We start from the raw sequence: 17,135 nt of genomic DNA, 5'->3' as shown, positions 1-17,135 counted from the left end.
ATGCACTGTCGGCACATCGAAAAGAAATTATCCCTTACTCGCAGTGTATCCGATAATGCGCGTGGCCTTCGTCTCCAATGTCGTTTACCCGTTCAACACCGGCGGGGCTGAAAAGCGCATTCACGAGATCGGCACTCGTCTCGCCGACGATGGCCACGACGTTACCATCTATGGTCGGCACTTCTGGGACGGTCCCAAAGAAATCACCCATGAAGGGATGACGCTACGCGCGGTGAGTCCAGAGCGCGAGCTCTACACTGGCGCAGATGGGGAGCGTTCAATTACAGAGGCCTTGGAGTTCGCGAAGGATGTCGTCATCCCATTACAGCGCCGTCGTGATGAACACGATGTCGTTGTTGCCAGTGTCTTTCCGTACTTCCCCGTCCTCGCCGCCAAACTCTCGACACTCAGTGCAGCGACGCCAGTTGTAACGACTTGGCACGAAGTCTGGCGTACGTATTGGGACGATTATCTCGGAAATCTTGCTCCATTTGGCAAGCTCGTCGAGCGTGTCACAGCACGGATTCCACAGTATCCAATCGCAGTGTCAGGCGTGACCGCGAACCGGCTTACGGAAATCGGGCCCGACAGCTCTCAGATTCAAACGGTCCCCAATGGAATTGACTACACGGGAATCCAAGAGACTACACCAGCCGACGATGGATTTGACGTGCTATTCGCGGGGCGGTTGATCGAAGATAAGCGAGTCGATCTTCTCCTTGAGGCATTCGATAGAGTTGCGCCACCAGAGACGACACTCGGCATCGTGGGTGATGGTCCAAAGCGAGCAGCGCTCGAACAACAGGCACGCAATCTGGATAGTGCCCCGCAGATCTCGTTCTTGGGATTCCTTGAGGAGTACGAAGATGTCCTCGCCCAGATGCATGCCGCGGACGTCTTCGCATCACCGAGCACGCGCGAGGGATTCGGCATCACGTTCGCGGAAGCGATGGCTGCCGATTGCACTGTTATCGCAGCCGACCACCCGGAATCCGCTGCTGATGAAGTCATCGGTGATGCAGGCTTTCTCGCCGATCCAACGGTTGACTCACTAGCAGAGACACTCGAGGCCGCACTCCATGGCGACCGTCCATCTTCGAGTCCTACGCAACGGGCACAGCAATACGATTGGGATGCGGTTGCAGATCAAGCCGAGACTGCGTATCAACGTGCCATCGACGGCTCTTGGTGAGCAATTTCTAGAAATTGAATCGTTTGCTTGGTCGAGGATTCCTGAGCTTGAAAAAGAATGTTTCCTTGCGGGTCAAGTGACTGATATTAGTAGCACACCCCACTGTTTCCACTAATTGGCTGACAAGACAAGAGGCGAGTTACAGAGCGAGATGCCAACCTCATCGCAGACAGTGATGGGTTTCAGAAACCATTCGGAATAGAGAAAGCGGTTTTTCTAATAAACTGAATGTCAACAGTTAAATATCTAATATCAATCATAGATTCGAATATCCTACACCAGTCAACTAGAGGACACATACTCATGTTACCGGGGATAGAAATCGTGTCCACTATGCCTGATTTTCGTGAGGAAATTAACCGACTTCAGGACGAGTACAAAAAAGATCAACTAATCGGAATCTTGGCGGAGAAGCTTGGTGAGCGGACTACCAGCGTCAATCCACTCACAACAGCGATGTTCACCGAGCTCAGACCGGGAACAAGACCTGTCGAATACGCACGAAAGAGTGAGGGCTATTCCGAGGATACGTCTCGTGTTGCAACGAGAGCTATCGCACTAAAGAGACTACTCCATGAACAAGTCGGGCGCCCGCTATACGCCCCGGTGGAGACACTAAAAAAGCAAGATTTTGCCGAATGTATCACTGCAATAGATGCCTTTCATGAAGGCGTTGACTACGGAATGGGGGCTCATACACCGACAACTCTTCCATTGAACATGACTGCATTCGTTGATAATCCCCCAAGTCGGTCTGCGACGCCCCACTCACCCTTCGAGATCATTACTGATCTGGAATCCACTTCTGGGATCCAGCAGGTTGAGACTCAGTTCGCCACTGCTGATTCCCCCTATTTTGTATATGTACTAGACTGCACGCCGTCAATCGAAGATGAACCTCCAAAGATTTGGGATCGCCGTAGAGCCGTCCAGACGAAAATCAAGGCAGGGGCCCCACTCTCAGAGTTCGAACCGAAGGAACAGGCTACCAACGCGTTGAACCAGAGCAAACGTGTATACTATGTCGGTTCGACGAATGACATTGGTAAGCGTGTTCGGGAACATCTGAGTGGGACCGACGAAAGTGGAGTGAATTTCACGAACACACTCTCTCCTCAAAGCTTGGTCAAAGTGCGGAGCTGTGGCTCACGACCCCAAGCCGCATCGATGGAAGGAGCTCTGGCAAGAGAGCTAACAGAAATGGAGGGGTTATTCGCGTATTCTGACGAAATGTAGTGAGTCGCCTCTTGACCGAGGTGAATAAGCACTTTCGAATCTATCCAACCTCTACGGTGAATATAAACCTCTCTCCAGCAGGCCACTCGTGGTAGATGCCAATTAGATTAGTAGCCAGTGTGGGACTTTGCTTACTGTGTTGACCAAAGCGATGGCGAACTACTATTGTACCACTCAGTCACCACCCTCACACGTCCGGGGATCCTCAACGAACTCATACAACCCCCGAGCGACACGCTTGACCCACCCTGCGTTGCGGAGATTCCGCAGACAGAACTCGATATTTCCCTTATCAAGATCGGTTTGCTCCACTAGCCATTTCGGATTCGCTCGCCCCCACGGCTGTCCTGCGTCCCGACCCGCTTTGAGCGCATCGAGAACTTGCTCGTCTTTCGCTGTGGGCTCGTAGTTCTCGTTTGGCATCGATTGCTGTCGATGCAATACCATTGGTAGCGTATAGTACATGGCCATTTGTAATATAAATTGGGATGCACTATGAGATGCACTTTGTATTGCAAACCACTAAGTGGCCGGGTGCTGGAGATGAACGTAGAGGCACGGGACACCGGTCCACAAATGGCCGGGACGTGGTCCAGCACGTCCGACCGTGCTTCCAACGGAATCGGAAGCATGTACGACTATACGCGACTCCCGAAAAATAGCATCGACTCTCGGTGTGTGACCAACAACGAACAACCGACGGAGGCCACCAATGCGGTCTGAGAGCACCACCATCACGTGGCAGCCGACACGAGGCGCACAACGACGTCTCCGCTTCGAACCCTACGACGACCAGCTACACCGCATCGAAGAGGTCTGGACTGGCTGTGCGTGGCGACAGACTGGCGTGGAGACCGTCACCGGCCTTGATATCACGCCCACGGCCACCGACCAGACTCATCCACCAGCCACTCCGACCCAACACAGTAGCGACCCATGAGCACTGACGGAGTCCAGCCCGACCGCGACGCCGACGAGGACGTGATCCAATTCCTCGTGGCTCGGGTCAACAGCCTCGAGGACCGCGTCGACGACCTCCAACAACAAGTCGACCAAGACACCGACGCGATCACAGCCGAAGTCATGGACCGCTTCGAGTCCAAACTCGCCGCCGAGCGCCACCAGCGCGAGACAGCCCTCAAAGACGAACAGATCACGCGCACGCAAGCGATCAGCTCACTCAAGTCGACGGTCGAAGACGAGATCGAGGATGTCCGCGACGATCTCCGGGACGAACAGAAGACCCGCTCCCGGGCCGACGCCCGAACCCAGCAACGTGTCACCCATCTCGCGGACACGATTGGCACCGAGATCGACGACGACGCAATCGCCGACGACGACAAACTCGTGACGCTCGTTCGCGAGGGGCCACGAGCGGTCGTGGCCGATCCCTACCCAGTCCATCGCCGTGTCCAGCAAGTCCTGACCCATCTCGAGGAGTGGGGCCAGTACGTCTCGGATGGCAACGGCACACGCGTCGTACTCACGTCGACGACACTGTGTCCGTATCTCGAAGCCCATGCCAACGAACAGTTCGCCAGTAGCCAGCTCAAGCGCATCTTCGAGAAACTCGTCGCCCTCGCGGGAGACTCACCGCGCCGCGTGCGACAGGACAAGACCAACGACGGTGCTCACAGAGTGACAATCTGGCATCCACAGGCGATCATCAGTGCCGCGGAGGCCCAACGATGAACGAATCTGGGCTAACACCTGTTGTTAGCGCACACGGGGGTGTGCGGTGTTACCCACCGGCCGAGAGCAGGCCACACAACGGCCGAGTAACAAGACTCCCACCACCCTGAGACAAGTTCGGTTGAGCTGACTTTGGCGTGCAGTTGTCTTGTTCATCGCAGTAGCGGTGCGGCTATCTCGAGCGGAGCGGCGAATACCGGCGCGGAGCGGCGGTTCGCTACCACTCTTCGACCTGTTCTGGCTAACAACACCTGTTAGCTGGAACTGAACGCCTTACGACCATATGAATCAACCATATTCGGGCGATCATATAGTATCTCCCTATCAATATCAACAGTCGTCGCACCGCTCTTCAGTTGAGTCGAGGCCGAGAAGACCATTGAAGCCACAGAATCCTGTAACCGTGTTCTGAAGCAGTCCGATACCAGCGATCCCCACAATCGCAGCCGTCGTTCGCCGGCGAACACGAAGCGCTGTGAACGCAACCATGATGAGCCAGATACCGACGACGCCGCGAATGATGCGATCGACTGTGTCAAGGTTGTGTCGCATACCTAGCTGAAACGGCCGCAGGGAGAAGTCACGACGGCCGGATTTCTCTGGCGGGTTTATACCGAACCGGAACGAACCAACCGAGTACGAACGACCGCTGCCACAATGGAACGTGTCCGTCTCACGATCGATCCGACCACGCTCGGCGCCCGACCGATGCACCAGCACCTCACGAGTAGCGACGAGATCGACGAGACACAGATTATCAATTGGAATGTCGCTGACCAACCGACGACGTTCCTGCTCCGAATCTACGGATCGTACGACCACTTGGAGCCGATACTCGCGGCGAGTTCGTACGTCGAGGGTTACGAGATTCTCCCGTTGTCCGACCGTAACTGCTACTGTTACCTGCGAGGGGAGGCGACTGCGGCGTCGCGGTCGCTATTCGAGGTGTTCACGCAAGGGACCTTGCTGACTATCCCGCCAATCGTCTTGAATGAAGATGAGACGGTGACACTCACGCTCGTCGGCGCCCAGTCCGACATGCAAGCGGCCATGGACGCACTCCCCGATGCGGTGACAGTAACAATCGAGGAGGTCGGTGGCTCCCGAGTCGCAACAGAGAGTATCATCGCGTCGCTCCCGACTCGACAGCGAGAAGCACTCGAAGTGGCAGTCGCTCGTGGCTACTACGAGATCCCACGGACCGTCACGCTCGAGCAGCTCGCAACCGACCTGGAGTGTGCCACGGCGACTGCAGCCGAGCACCTCCGCAAAGCCGAATCACGGATTATCACCTCGTTGATCGAGCGGGTTACTGCGTAGGTCGACCACCAGCCGCTGAAGTCCACACGCCCGTGAAAACTAAACGCAGTATACTACAAGCCCCGGAGTGATGCGCTGTTCGTCTCCCGTAGTCATGTTCGGAGGAACCCTTGGGGCCGCCCTCCCTCGCCGGAACGAGGACGTTCGCGTCGCTCACTGTGGTCCGGGCGCGGCGAAGCCGTGCCGGGCTTTCACCCATCCGGCACTCGGGCGCCCCCGCGGGATGCGCACGCCTCCGCACCCGCACAAGATGTTCCCCCGACGACGACAGTGCCAATCGGTAACCCGGACTACCAATTGTTGAGGTGCTCGACAATGACGAGGAGCTAACCAACGAGAGCCGCTACGACGTTGGTTAGGAACAACAAGTGAACTTCCCGCTATCGAGAATTTTGATGAATATCTTGATAGGAACAGTCAGGTCTACACTTTCTCAGTCTGGCTTTTACCTGTTCTAAGGTGCAGTAAAACACTAGCCTTTGTCTCTTACAGAGACGGTTCGATCAAGTCAAATCACCTCGTCTATCGCTATTGATATTTCACTAGGAAAATTTATATATGAAATTGTAAGATAGAAGCTATGGGCCTATTCGACGGGATGAAGGACAAGGTCAATGGAATCAACGAGAAACGAAAGGAAGTCGAACGACAATCCAACCTACGGGCTACACTACTCGCAGCTAAAACCTTAGAGGATGCGTTCGTCACGGCATACTATGTGCCGGCCGATCAGCCAGGCGATGGCTTCATTTCAGTATATACACTGATCAACGGGAAACAAGAACTCATCGAGAGACTGAAAGAGTCTGAATATATCAGCGATATTGACGAAGGCCTGGATTTAGGTTCGAAGTACCAATCTCTGGTGGTCAATCTTACTGCCGAAGGAGATTCGCTCGCTCGAAACCTAGAGATGTTAGACGAGCCCCTCTTTGGACCCGAGGAACGTCTAGACCAGATGCTGGCAGATCTAGATACGGTCTTGACCTCGTATTTGGACGAACTCATTAGCCATCCTGGAGTGGCCTACGTATGTCCACTCGAAGATGATCCAGACCATTCTATGGCGATCTTCATACTGGAGGACGCTGTCGAAATCGAATATCCGACAGACCTGATCATGGCACCGTTCTTGATAGACGTGTCAATGACCCAGGTGAGCACTGAGGACCTTCTTGAAGTGAAAACTATATTCGGTCCCCTGGTCGACTCCGTAATCGATTCGTCACCTGGCATCTACGAACGAGAGGACGAAGCCGAACGACTCGAATTCTTCACCCGGCTTGACAACCACCGAATGGACGGCTGACAGTGATATGGGCTGGAGACTTTCGAACATCAGGATCAGCGAAGTCCACAACAGCTGTCCCACGCCTGGGACTGAGAGGACTGCCAGCTGATGAGGGGCCGAGAAAGCGATGAGTTCGCTCCGTCGCCTGAGGTGGATGAGTTCTATGCTAGACTCAATGTTCCACGAACAGCGGATAGCGAGCTGATTGAGTCGGCAATCCGGGCGGGGAAGAAGATGAGCCACCCCGATATTAGCGATCATCCGGAAGCACGGCACCGATTTCAGCGGATTATGGATGCATCAGAGTGTCTTGGGTCTCCGTCAAATAGATCAGCTTATGACACCCTCCTGTCTCGGTTCGGTGACCAAGCGCCAACCGTCTACCAGAGTTGGCAACGGTTTGGAGCAACGATTCCGCCGGAGCAATTCACGCCCCAGGACATCGACTCTCAGACGCAGGACAAGCGATCAAGGTCCGGTCGTGGAGATCAACGGTCTGGCGAGACGACCACCCAGACCACTCAGGCCCGTACAGACGCGACAGCACAGGCAACTCGAGAGAGTAAAACTAACCGGGAATCTACACGAACAGACCATACCCAAAAAGCGTACAATCACCGACAATCCTACGAGCGAGAAGAATACGAACCACCGGAGAGTTACATCGGGCCGTGGCTTGGCGTCGAACTTCGAGCTCTCGTAGTTGAGTTCACGAGTACTATCGGACTCGCGCTTCTGGCAGGGATGCTCATCATTGCTATCATCGTTGTCGGATTCATTTTCGGTGCTGTCGCACTGATAGGTACGGTCGCAGGTGTAGGCGATGAGCTATCTCATCTCGTCGTGATCGTAATGGAAACAGCACTTTACTGCGCAGCCCTCGCTATCGGCTGGCTGGCTTCTGGAGCTGTCCTCTCTGCCGACTGGACCGACCATCTCGGAAATAGAATTCGTATCCCGGAATTTGTACTCCTCTTGCCAGTCTCGCTAACTGGAATGTTCCTGGCCGACGCCTTCGATACACCGGCTGTCGCTGGACTGGAGATTGGGTACACTGATATCACGGGGATTCACTTGACTCCCGCTATCGAGACTGTCCTTTTCGCCAGTATCGTCATCATGGGGGCACATCGCGTCGCCCGAATTACCCGAGAGACGCCGCCAGGCGGGAGCCGGGAATCGCTTCGGGGGACTGCTGCCCTGTTTGGGTGGACGGTCACTATCGCCCTCGTTACGCTTGCATTCGTGTGGGCTGGATTAGACGGCCTCCTTGCTAGCTACCCCAACCCGTATGAAGAAACCTATCTCTGGTGGTGGTTCGACAGGGACCGCCTTCTGGCACTAGCCAGTCTTCCCACCTTCGGACTCGTTGCTTGGACAACAAGCCTCCGCGGATGGCACTGGTTGCACCGTCGCTTAAAGAATTGACTCAGGACAACTCACCAACAGTATCTAAAATCATGACAACTAAAGCCAAACAATCAACCAATACATCGACCGATGAAGCAATGCAGTTCGGGGAAGCTTCTCTTGCGGAATTCGGAGACAGCTGGAAGCGTCCGAATGATTTCGCCGATTCAGCGCGGTTAGTAGACGTCCAATCTGAAGAGTGTGAGAAGACGATTCGTCGCGAACAGTACGTTCTTGAGACGAGGGATAACATTCAGGTTCCGCCGAGCGAATACGACGAACTAGCTGATGAGCGGGTACCGTTCGAACGACGATTAGAGCCTGCTCGGGAGGAGTGTATAGATACGACTGTCGACTACGTCACGGAACCGCTACGTATCGATACCTGTGAGCCATGCGATGGTATTGGTGATATAGAGTGTACGAACTGTACGAATGGTGAGCACCGCTGTGGTACCTGCACTGGAAGCGGGATGGAAAGCTGTAGCAACTGCTCTGGCTGGGGAGTCAAAGGTGGGAACGGACGGATCACCTGTCCAGACTGTAATGGAAGTGGGTCACGGCAAGCCGATGGGACATCTCATACTTGTGGGACCTGCACTGGATCCGGGCACGTGATGTGTAACAGCTGCAGTGGCCAAGGCGAGCACCGATGCACCAACTGTGGGGGTGGAGGTATCGTCACCTGCAGCAAGTGCAGAGGGACAACGAGAGTAACTTGTGGAACCTGTACTGGTGAGCAAGAACTGATCACTGCGGATATCGGAACGCTCGAATTCGAAAGTACAGAATCTGTGAACGGTCACTCCGCAATTGGAATTCCACCAGGTATGATTACGGAGGCTGGCGGAAACCTCATCCGGACCGACGAGGATTGGCGAGGCGTTGACGTTCTGGACGAACAAGTTCTGCTTCGAACCGAAATCGAACGACGGTCTATCAGCGCGTCGGGGATCGATTACGAATATGAAGATGAAGACTACCGACTATTCGATATAGAAGGTCGTTTACAGGCCGACAGTTATCCGAAATCCAAGAGCCGGTCAGTTATTCCGTACCTCTTGGGACTTGGATCGTTGGTTGCGATCGGTATCGTAATGTATTTCTTCTTTATCTGATTCCAGATCGTGATCTGTCACGGCCCGTGGCGCACTCCTGCTAGAGGGCGAGATCGAAGCGACCCATAATGAGGAGATCGGTTCCCACACGAGGTGGGAAGGCAGTGAAAGTGGATTCAAAGGGTCGAATCCTGTGGTGTGAGCGCGGCCGGTGTCCACGCCGGGCTGTCACCCATCCGGCACTTGGGCAGCCCGCAGGATGCTCACAACTCCGCGACCGCAGAAGATGTCCTCCGCCGCCGGAAGTGGCAGTCGGTGACTCGAACTACAAAGTATTAGCAGTGCACGACCGCGACGAGTGGCTAACCAACAATAGCGATGTTTGAGCAGCAGATGTTGGTTAGCACATCTGGTGATGTCCTCATGTGAGTTTCCATATTGTAGCACGTCATGCTACGAGATACGATGAGTGAGGCTGACACTAGCCCCGTTCATGATATCGGTCTCATACCAACGGACGTGGACGGCCAAGATGGTCGGCCCGTTGTTCCCCATAGGGTTCTTCGCGCTATCGACGATATCAAAGAGGGCAATACTGCCAGCAAGGAAGATATCGAGTCGGTCCTCAACTTCTAATCGGATTGGAGCCTCTATGTCGCCCACGTACTGCGCCTTTCGAAGTATCGTAGAGCTCGCCTTCTCAGTGAATGTGCTTGTATTCACTTGAACGACGGGGTGTGATGACCGAGCAAATGAATATAAAGGAACCACTCAGTTGAAACACTTGAACGGGTGGTCATGCTGTTCGTCCGCTTTGTATCGGGTTCCAATCACCGCATCCCCTCAAGCCCACTCTGCAGCACCGAACCGAACCCTATCCAAATGACGCTAACCAACAGACAAAAGCAGTGTTGGTTATCATATCCTCACCAAAATGTCTAGCAAAGTAACACTCATGTAGTGGGACGCGACTCGTGTCAGCGACTCAATAGAAGACGTCACAAACAGGTTCTCTGTCCCGCGACACTACCCGTGTTCCTCAACGTACAAGACTAAGGTTCCAATAATCAGGAGTTTGAATATACTATTCTGTCTAGAATAGCAGTTAGAACCGATGTATTAATCCTCTAAATTACAAGTTATTGAGTTAATCAAATACTTTAACTGTCGCTAGTCTGATGTACAACTTGTATGCGACCGCGTGAAGGTCTCACACGGATTTTGGTTGCGTTGACCGCGGTGATTGCAAGTACCGGCGTGGCCGCCGCCCAACAGAGCGAGATCACGAGCTCGCTCACAGAGATCGAGCAGTTCGTCGCGACCACACTCGGGCAACTCGGAATCATCATCTTTCTCGTCGGCACCGCCGTCTGGTTTGTCTCCGGACGCAGCGCCGACCGCGCCCAGTGGGGCTGGCGTGGGATGTGGGGCGGCGCCGGCATGATCGTCCTCTCAGTCAGTTACAACGTCTTCGTCGGCCTCTTCGAGAACCTCGCCCCGGGCATGATCGTGCCCGTCATGCCCTAACACCGGCAGCTGTCCCATACAAGCGACTCCTCCGTCTGCTATGCTGGCTACTCACCCTCGCGTCGGTCTGCTACTGGTTGTCCTCCTCATTCTCCCGATCGGGAGTGCAGTCACAACAGCAGCCAGCAACACACCTAACAACGCGACACGAGCGTTCATCGCCGACGATCGGGATCCAGCAGCCGGCACACTGCCGCCCTTCGTCAGCTCTGGACTCGACACTGCCGTGCGAGCGGAGAACGTCTCCGTGACGAACGTGAGTCGCATGCGGGATTTCACGTACGCGACGACCCAGCCCCCGTATAGCGTCGGCCCAGGCCAGCAAACACTCGAAGCGTATCGCCTCGCACAGCTCCAGTCGATCGCGCGAAACGACTCGACGAGCCTGTGGTTCCCTGAGTCCCAGCTTACCAACGGCACCGTTGTCGCCGACGCTCACATCACGCTGCTTGGCACACGCGAAGGAACACGGACTCGCCTCAATACGACCACCCAATCGAACGAGAGCGACCCACTGCTGATTCCCCGCACCGGGACGGCACTGACCTACCTCGATTACACGACGCGGCTCCCTGACCAGACCTGTTCCGTTACTGGCGACACCAGGACGTGTGTCAGCTACGAGCTTCTCGAGCAGGACGTCTCACGGCAGGTCCAAATTGGCACCCAGACGTGGGCCGGAAACGAAACGTCGCCCCGGCAACTCACGTACACGAACGCGACCGCCACCGAGCCGACGACCATGCAGGTGAGTGCGACCATCAACACGACCGTTACCAGAGAGACCACGACGTACACTCGTACTGGCGGTGGCTGGCAAGCGGCGAACACGACGTCGGAGTCACGGTCGTTCTCCCAGACAGTCACCGATAGCACTCCTATCCTCGTAACCACCAATCAACAGCTCACCGTCACCCAGACCGTCGTCCACGCCGATGGCCAAATCGAGAAAGTCATCCTGCAGTTCGAGGGATCACACTCTCTCCATGACCGACGCCTCTGGAGCTATGCCCGGTTCGAAGACGCTGGTCGCCTCCAGAACGTCTGGGGCGTCTATTCACAGCGACAATACGATAACGCCACTCGTAGCCACCGAACACTCACTGAGCCGAACGCAACGGTCACCCAATCGCTCGACAACGCGACTCTCAGCGATCAGTCGCTGACAGCGGCCGAGTCACGTCGCCAACCCGTCACTGCTCCAAATATCCTCGAACTGCAACTCGTCGCCCAGCAACGCTGGCCCACGCTCCACTGGGAGCAAAATCAAAGCGTCACCGCAGCACCGACGATTACCAGACTGGAGGGGGACAACCTCTCGACGAACGCAGCCCCCCTCGATGAGCACGTGAATCTCTCGTCGGTTCGCCCACGCAGCTACCGGACCGTCGTCATCGAAAACACCGACCAGCCGATTACGGGCGTTCGAGATATCCACAACGACTCGGTTCCCCTAACGACACGTACCGTGCAGGCACGCAATGCGACGCTGTCGACGACGATGCAAAACGAGACTCACGCCCGGATCCAGCTAACCGACGGAACCACTGGCCAGCCACTCCCCAATCGAACACTCTGGCTGTCCGGCGCTGCCCAGAGCAATGTGACGACAGAGAGTGATGGCACAATCACCGTCGAGCGACGTGACCTCTACGTCACTGTCTCGTTTGCGGGCGTCACCAACACCACACAGAATGTCTACTACTCGCCGGCAGAGACACAGCTGGCTTTCGAGCCCGAGCCGTTCAACATCTATCAGTTACTGACGAGCCTCGCCGGCGCCATCGTATCGATCGCCGCCTTTCTTCTCTTGTTCCTACCGTTTGTGTACCTCCGACAAGATACAGGATAAAATCATGCCTGGACAACAGCCCCGATACGACCCAAAAGCTACCGTCCCCATAATGTCACACCGATGATTGGCTCACAGATCATATCACTCCGCGTCGTCGCCAACAGCGTCGGTCCGAGAGTCCCAGCGTCAGTCGAGCAGGCCATCGGAACACTCCCGACCGACAGCATGTTCATCCCGTTGGCATTCGCATTCACCGACTGGATAGCCAATTTCTTCACGTACATTCTGACTGGCATTCTGGGCTTCATTGGCGAACTCATCGCCAACGGGATGCGCACCTTCATCATCTTCGACAGTCCCTATTCGGACCCAGCGCTGCAGGCAGCCTTCCAACACAATCTGGATATCTTCCCCCAACTCCTTGCCATTGTCTTCATGGCGGGCGTCGCCAGCAAACCCTTCGCGGACGCACGCGAGGTGACGAATTTCATGCTCGTCTGGAAGGCACTGAAGGTGATCATCTTCGTCGCTGTCGCTCGCCAGCTCATGCACTTTGGCTTGCTCCTGACGAACGCGATTATTCGCTACGTCTTTACCGCCGAGTACGGCGCTGCCTTTGGGCCGGAAGTATTGAAAGCGAGTATCGACGGGGCAGCCGCCTCGGCCGCTGGCGTCACGATCGGCGCCCTCATCTTGAGCATGATCTCCGTGGCGGGCATTCTCCTCGCCTTGGGTGTCTTCGTCCTCCGGGAGTTCCTCTTCAACGCGACGTTCATTCTGCTGCCTGTCCTCGGTGCGATGCTCTATCTGGACTTCGGGCCACTCCGCTATGCCTCGGAGCTCGCGAAAACCGTGCTCCGAGCGACCACCTACATGCTGCTGGCTGGTATCGTGATGGCAGGTCTCTTGCAGACGGGCGCCGCCGCTGCTGGTGCCTACGCCGACGTGGCTGGACAGGGCGCAACCGCCGCCAGTCAACAGGCTGGTGATCCCGGCTTCGGCGAAGTGCTTGAGGCGTATCTCTTCTGGCTGATCGGCCTCGTCGCCCCTGCACTCGTTGGCATCAAATCCGCAGCGATGGCTGGACTGTCACCCGGCAAGATGTCCGGCCGACAGGGCGCGAAGAGTAAGTCCAGCTCACAGGGCTCCTCATCGAGCCAAGCCGGCGAGCAGTCGACTCGTACAAAGCTGATGGAGCAAGCCAAGCACGGGACGTCGAAAGGACTTCGCGGCGTCGATAAACACATTACTCGAGGCGCAGGTGGCGCCGCAGCGGGGAAAGCTGGTGCCGCTGCTGGGCAGGCTACAAGTGCAGTCAAAGGTACTGTCGCAAACAATGTCTCAGAGGGGAAGAGAGAATGGAGTAAAAGCAAAGGAGAAGCGATCAAGGAGGGTGGAAAGCGTACAGCTCAAGATGCTCATGCCGGGGCAGATTACGCTACACGAAGCCTCCACGAGTCACCTCTTGATTGGGCAGAAGCAGGTCTTGAGCGCTATCGTGAGAACCCGGTTGTAGATACGACGGATAACTCAGAACCAAGGCAACGGAAACTAGATGACTGGGCAGACACCGACGCAAGTAAGGACCGATCAGAATGACCATGAATACGGTTCAAGCTACTAGAGAGAGAATCTCGTAGTTAGAAACAAGATGATGGACGATCGAGAAAACAACACGTCCTCAATTAAGCAGACAGCCGGTAAGCGAGGGTATAGACACGTCTTCAGAACGATTAGTGTAATCCTCACCTCAGCGGTCCTATTGACTGGATGTTATCTATTTATTCCACTGGCCGTAATCTGGACTGCTGCAAAAGTTTCGGGGTCACTTGGATGGCTCGCAGCAATTGCTAGCGTTCCCTCTATTTGGTTTCTTCCTGGATTCGCTGCGATAGCCTTGGTGACGGTTCTGGAGCTGGCAGCAGGTCAAGATGATGAAGATATAGAGCGAGGCTGGATTCTAAGCATAATTACTGGATCAACAATCTTGACTGCAATTTGGTTTCTTCCTCTCTGGAGCCCCGCACTGCCTAATATTTCAGCAACGATCGAAGTACTCCGAGTATCAGCGTTGTTCGATAATACATGGCCAATGGCTCTCAGTTGGGTTGTTTCAGTTCCTGTGATGACATACGCTGATCTCGCCGCTCACGGAGAGACTGATACAGGTGGAAGTTCCTCAAAGTCAAAACATCGGAAGCGGGCCGATCTAGACCAACCAACGCAATCCAGAGAGAGCGCAAACGGGGGTAGCCCTAGACCAGACAATAATGGTGAGAGCAGTCCGGAGTCGAATCATCGAAACCTCGAGTATGGATGGCAACAACCCCCAGAAACCCACTTTGCAGACATCGGCGGCCTCCAAGACCGCAAAAACGACCTCCGCCGCACAGTCCTGCGCCCACTCTGCAACACAGACGCGGCCTACGAACGCTTCAACGTCGCCCCCCCAAACGGCATCCTCCTGCATGGCCCACCCGGCACGGGCAAAACCCTCCTGGCCCGCGCGATCGCCGGGGAACTGGGCCACCCGTATCTCGAACTGTCGGCGGGCGACATCAAATCCCGCTGGATCAACGAATCCACCGAACAGGTCACCCAACTGTTCGCCGAGGCCCAACACTTCGAGCGCTGTGTCATCTTCATCGACGAGATCGATGCCTTGCTGGCCGGTCGCGACGACGACCTCCATCGCGAACACGCCCAGGTCGTCAACGAATTCCTCGCCCACCTCGACGCCGAGGACCCGAACTTCCTCGTGATCGCCGCAACGAACCGCGCCGACCTCCTCGACGACGCAGCCACCCGTCGAGGCCGCTTCGACCAACAGTACGAAATCGGCAAACCCGACCACGACGCTCGTGCGGCGATCTTCCGCGTCCAGCTGCGTGACCGCCCAACCACACTCGACGAGGAGGCCTACCAGGCACTCGCCGACCAGACAGGAGGGCTGAGCAGCGCCGACATCGTTGGGATCGTCGACGACGCTGCCATGCACGCCGCCGAACGTGACGCCGACGCCATCACCCATGAAGATCTACTCGCAGCCGTACCCGATACAACGTCAGGATAGTACGGGGCAGGAACCCAGCCATATCGATCAAAGTGCGCATCGGTCAGCAAGACGGAACCGGCCACCGCAAAGAGATAACCGATGAGAGTCCCTAGCAGGACCTATGAATATCACCCATGATGAGGACAACCTTGGTGGCGAGCCACGAATCGATGGCACGCGTATCGGTGTTCGTCACGTTGCTGCCCGGGTGATTAACAGTGGGCAGTCGCCCGCTCACGTTGCGGACCAACTCGACATTGCTCTTGCGGATGTCTACGAATCGCTGTCCTACTACTACGCGCATATTGACGAGCTGCGCGACCTCGAGGCTGCAAACGACGCGGCATTCAATCGAGTTCAGGAGTCGTCACTAAAGCCCAAAGAACCCGTGCAGTGACGGGCGCACAGATTTTACTCGACGAACATGTCAGTCGAGTCTTCGAACGACTGCTCCGAGAACGTGGCCACACCGTTAAGCAGGCGAAAGACCGGGTCGGTGAATACACGACTGATGCCGAGCTCGTCGAGTGGTGTGGTGAGCACGGGACTGTCCTGCTGTCAAATAACGCGAAGGATTTCGAGGCACTACACCACGAATACGATCACGCAGGTATCTTTCTCTATAGATAAGCAAGGCGAGTGCCTCGGGGCTTTACCCCGATGGTGAACAAGGCGTTCACTGCAAGCCTCGCTGATGGCATCGAAAATTCTATGAATAGTCGTCAGTGCAGTGGTTCAGCGTTCTGTATCACTCCAGTTTGGATTCCTTGCTGATTCGGTTGTAGTGCTCCTGACAGAGCTTCGTACCGTAAACGGTCATCTTCAGATCGCCCTCGTGTTCACATATGGGGTTCGCACAAACGCCCTCTTCAATGGTATCGCTGAAGTCGCATTCGAGGGGCTCTTCCTCTGCTTCGATTGCTTCTCGTTTTTCGTCTTCGTTCCGGTGATCTATTCTCATCCACGGGAACACCTCTTCAGGTTCAACTTCCCCAGCGGAAACCCGTTGAGCCCGACTACCGTACGATTCGTCATACGTTACTTCTTCACAGTTAGGACAGTCGTATTTTGTAAAGTCACCACCTTCGTAATCACGGTCAACCTCGTCATCTCCAAGCTCATGACCACACTTCGGACACAACGCAGCACTTTCATTTTTACTATATTTCTCCTCAGTATATTTATCCATACAATCTGTTTGTTTGTCATTTGTTATTAATCTATGCATTAACCACATGATTTCTGGAGGAACAGAGACAGAGATCTGGTGTAGTCTCTTCGAATATAAGGGGAAATCATACTGGAGACGTAGATCTGATACAACTGGACATATCGGTGAGGTTCCGACTAACGGCGCATTCCTTGCTGCCACTCCAAACCCACCAGCGCTCGGTAGTCTGAAGTCCATAGACTTCGAACAAGCAAATGTGACACCTAATCAGGAACGCATCTGTCTCGACGGGGGAATCGACACAGGCGACCCACCCCCAATCGACGCGCTCGACGAAGCAACGGCGTTGGGTCACGATGTAAGCGCTGCACTGCTACGAGAGTAGTGA

At 55.3% G+C, this 17,135-nt stretch carries 19 protein-coding genes and 1 pseudogene; 17 read left to right on the top strand and 3 right to left on the bottom strand.

The window, feature by feature from the left end; all coding sequences use genetic code 11:
- Positions 1 to 55 precede the first annotated feature (55 nt).
- Both EGH23_RS17410 and EGH23_RS17405 read left to right on the top strand, forming a co-directional pair.
- Positions 56 to 1,192, top strand: coding sequence for a glycosyltransferase family 4 protein (locus tag EGH23_RS17410; RefSeq protein WP_220581252.1), 1,137 nt, complete (start codon positions 56 to 58; stop codon positions 1,190 to 1,192).
- 333 nt (positions 1,193 to 1,525) lie between these two features.
- A complete protein-coding gene (locus EGH23_RS17405) occupies positions 1,526 to 2,428 on the top strand; it encodes a GIY-YIG nuclease family protein (RefSeq protein ID WP_220581251.1) in 903 nt (300 codons plus the stop codon).
- Positions 2,429 to 2,602: 174 nt separating this feature from the next.
- Here EGH23_RS17405 and EGH23_RS17400 read toward each other — a convergent pair whose 3' ends face one another.
- A complete protein-coding gene (locus tag EGH23_RS17400) occupies positions 2,603 to 2,851 on the bottom strand; it encodes a type IV toxin-antitoxin system AbiEi family antitoxin domain-containing protein (protein ID WP_220581250.1) in 249 nt (82 codons plus the stop codon).
- 289 nt (positions 2,852 to 3,140) lie between these two features.
- On the opposite strand from EGH23_RS17400, the gene EGH23_RS17395 reads away from it, so the two are divergent.
- Together EGH23_RS17395 and EGH23_RS17390 are read left to right on the top strand one after the other, a co-directional pair.
- Positions 3,141 to 3,368, top strand: coding sequence for a hypothetical protein (locus EGH23_RS17395; RefSeq protein ID WP_220581249.1), 228 nt, complete (start codon positions 3,141 to 3,143; stop codon positions 3,366 to 3,368).
- Complete coding sequence (locus EGH23_RS17390; protein WP_220581248.1) at positions 3,365 to 4,120, top strand: hypothetical protein; 756 nt, start codon at positions 3,365 to 3,367, stop codon at positions 4,118 to 4,120. The genes EGH23_RS17395 and EGH23_RS17390 overlap by 4 nt, the downstream gene beginning before the upstream one ends.
- Positions 4,121 to 4,450: 330 nt before the next feature.
- Here EGH23_RS17390 and EGH23_RS17385 read toward each other — a convergent pair whose 3' ends face one another.
- On the bottom strand, positions 4,451 to 4,672 hold the full coding sequence (locus EGH23_RS17385; protein WP_220581247.1) for a YgaP family membrane protein: 222 nt from the start codon (positions 4,670 to 4,672) through the stop codon (positions 4,451 to 4,453).
- 105 nt (positions 4,673 to 4,777) lie between these two features.
- Here EGH23_RS17385 and EGH23_RS17380 point away from each other — a divergent pair, with 105 nt between their 5' ends.
- The 12 genes and pseudogenes from EGH23_RS17380 to EGH23_RS17330 all read left to right on the top strand — a co-directional run bounded on the left by EGH23_RS17380 (position 4,778) and on the right by EGH23_RS17330 (position 16,206).
- Entirely contained in the window at positions 4,778 to 5,440 is a 663-nt protein-coding gene (locus EGH23_RS17380) for a helix-turn-helix domain-containing protein (protein WP_220581246.1), read from the top strand.
- A 580-nt stretch (positions 5,441 to 6,020) separates the two neighbouring features.
- Positions 6,021 to 6,749: a hypothetical protein gene (locus tag EGH23_RS17375; RefSeq protein ID WP_220581245.1), complete on the top strand. Its 729-nt coding sequence runs from the start codon at positions 6,021 to 6,023 to the stop codon at positions 6,747 to 6,749.
- A gap of 90 nt (positions 6,750 to 6,839) precedes the next feature.
- Positions 6,840 to 7,061, top strand: a pseudogene (locus tag EGH23_RS27235) (DnaJ domain-containing protein); the annotation flags it as partial.
- A 414-nt stretch (positions 7,062 to 7,475) separates the two neighbouring features.
- Complete coding sequence (locus tag EGH23_RS26455) at positions 7,476 to 8,159, top strand: hypothetical protein (protein ID WP_236044911.1); 684 nt, start codon at positions 7,476 to 7,478, stop codon at positions 8,157 to 8,159.
- A gap of 812 nt (positions 8,160 to 8,971) precedes the next feature.
- The gene (locus tag EGH23_RS17365) at positions 8,972 to 9,259 is read left to right on the top strand and encodes a hypothetical protein (protein ID WP_220581243.1); all 288 of its coding nucleotides are present in this window, start codon (positions 8,972 to 8,974) and stop codon (positions 9,257 to 9,259) included.
- Between the two features lie 405 nt (positions 9,260 to 9,664).
- On the top strand, positions 9,665 to 9,835 hold the full coding sequence (locus EGH23_RS17360; protein WP_220581242.1) for a hypothetical protein: 171 nt from the start codon (positions 9,665 to 9,667) through the stop codon (positions 9,833 to 9,835).
- 555 nt (positions 9,836 to 10,390) lie between these two features.
- Positions 10,391 to 10,726, top strand: a complete 336-nt coding sequence (locus tag EGH23_RS17355; protein ID WP_220581241.1) for a hypothetical protein — start codon at positions 10,391 to 10,393, stop codon at positions 10,724 to 10,726.
- A gap of 40 nt (positions 10,727 to 10,766) precedes the next feature.
- Complete coding sequence (locus EGH23_RS17350) at positions 10,767 to 12,578, top strand: DUF8186 domain-containing protein (protein ID WP_220581240.1); 1,812 nt, start codon at positions 10,767 to 10,769, stop codon at positions 12,576 to 12,578.
- Between the two features lie 168 nt (positions 12,579 to 12,746).
- Positions 12,747 to 14,120, top strand: a complete 1,374-nt coding sequence (locus EGH23_RS17345; protein ID WP_220581239.1) for a hypothetical protein — start codon at positions 12,747 to 12,749, stop codon at positions 14,118 to 14,120.
- A 526-nt stretch (positions 14,121 to 14,646) separates the two neighbouring features.
- Positions 14,647 to 15,594, top strand: a complete 948-nt coding sequence (locus EGH23_RS17340; RefSeq protein WP_220581238.1) for an ATP-binding protein — start codon at positions 14,647 to 14,649, stop codon at positions 15,592 to 15,594.
- Positions 15,595 to 15,697: 103 nt separating this feature from the next.
- A complete protein-coding gene (locus tag EGH23_RS17335) occupies positions 15,698 to 15,973 on the top strand; it encodes a DUF433 domain-containing protein (protein ID WP_220581237.1) in 276 nt (91 codons plus the stop codon).
- Positions 15,970 to 16,206, top strand: coding sequence for a DUF5615 family PIN-like protein (locus EGH23_RS17330; protein ID WP_220581236.1), 237 nt, complete (start codon positions 15,970 to 15,972; stop codon positions 16,204 to 16,206). The genes EGH23_RS17335 and EGH23_RS17330 overlap by 4 nt, the downstream gene beginning before the upstream one ends.
- 118 nt (positions 16,207 to 16,324) lie before the next feature.
- Here the strand turns inward: EGH23_RS17330 and EGH23_RS17325 are convergent, their stop codons facing one another.
- On the bottom strand, positions 16,325 to 16,765 hold the full coding sequence (locus EGH23_RS17325; RefSeq protein ID WP_220581235.1) for a hypothetical protein: 441 nt from the start codon (positions 16,763 to 16,765) through the stop codon (positions 16,325 to 16,327).
- Between the two features lie 238 nt (positions 16,766 to 17,003).
- Here EGH23_RS17325 and EGH23_RS26895 point away from each other — a divergent pair, with 238 nt between their 5' ends.
- A complete protein-coding gene (locus EGH23_RS26895; protein WP_268899469.1) occupies positions 17,004 to 17,132 on the top strand; it encodes a hypothetical protein in 129 nt (42 codons plus the stop codon).
- Positions 17,133 to 17,135 lie beyond the last annotated feature (3 nt).

It is taken from the genome of Haloarcula nitratireducens, assembly GCF_019599505.1.
Note: the sequence above shows the minus strand (reverse complement) of the source record. Positions and strands in the feature narration are given on the sequence as shown.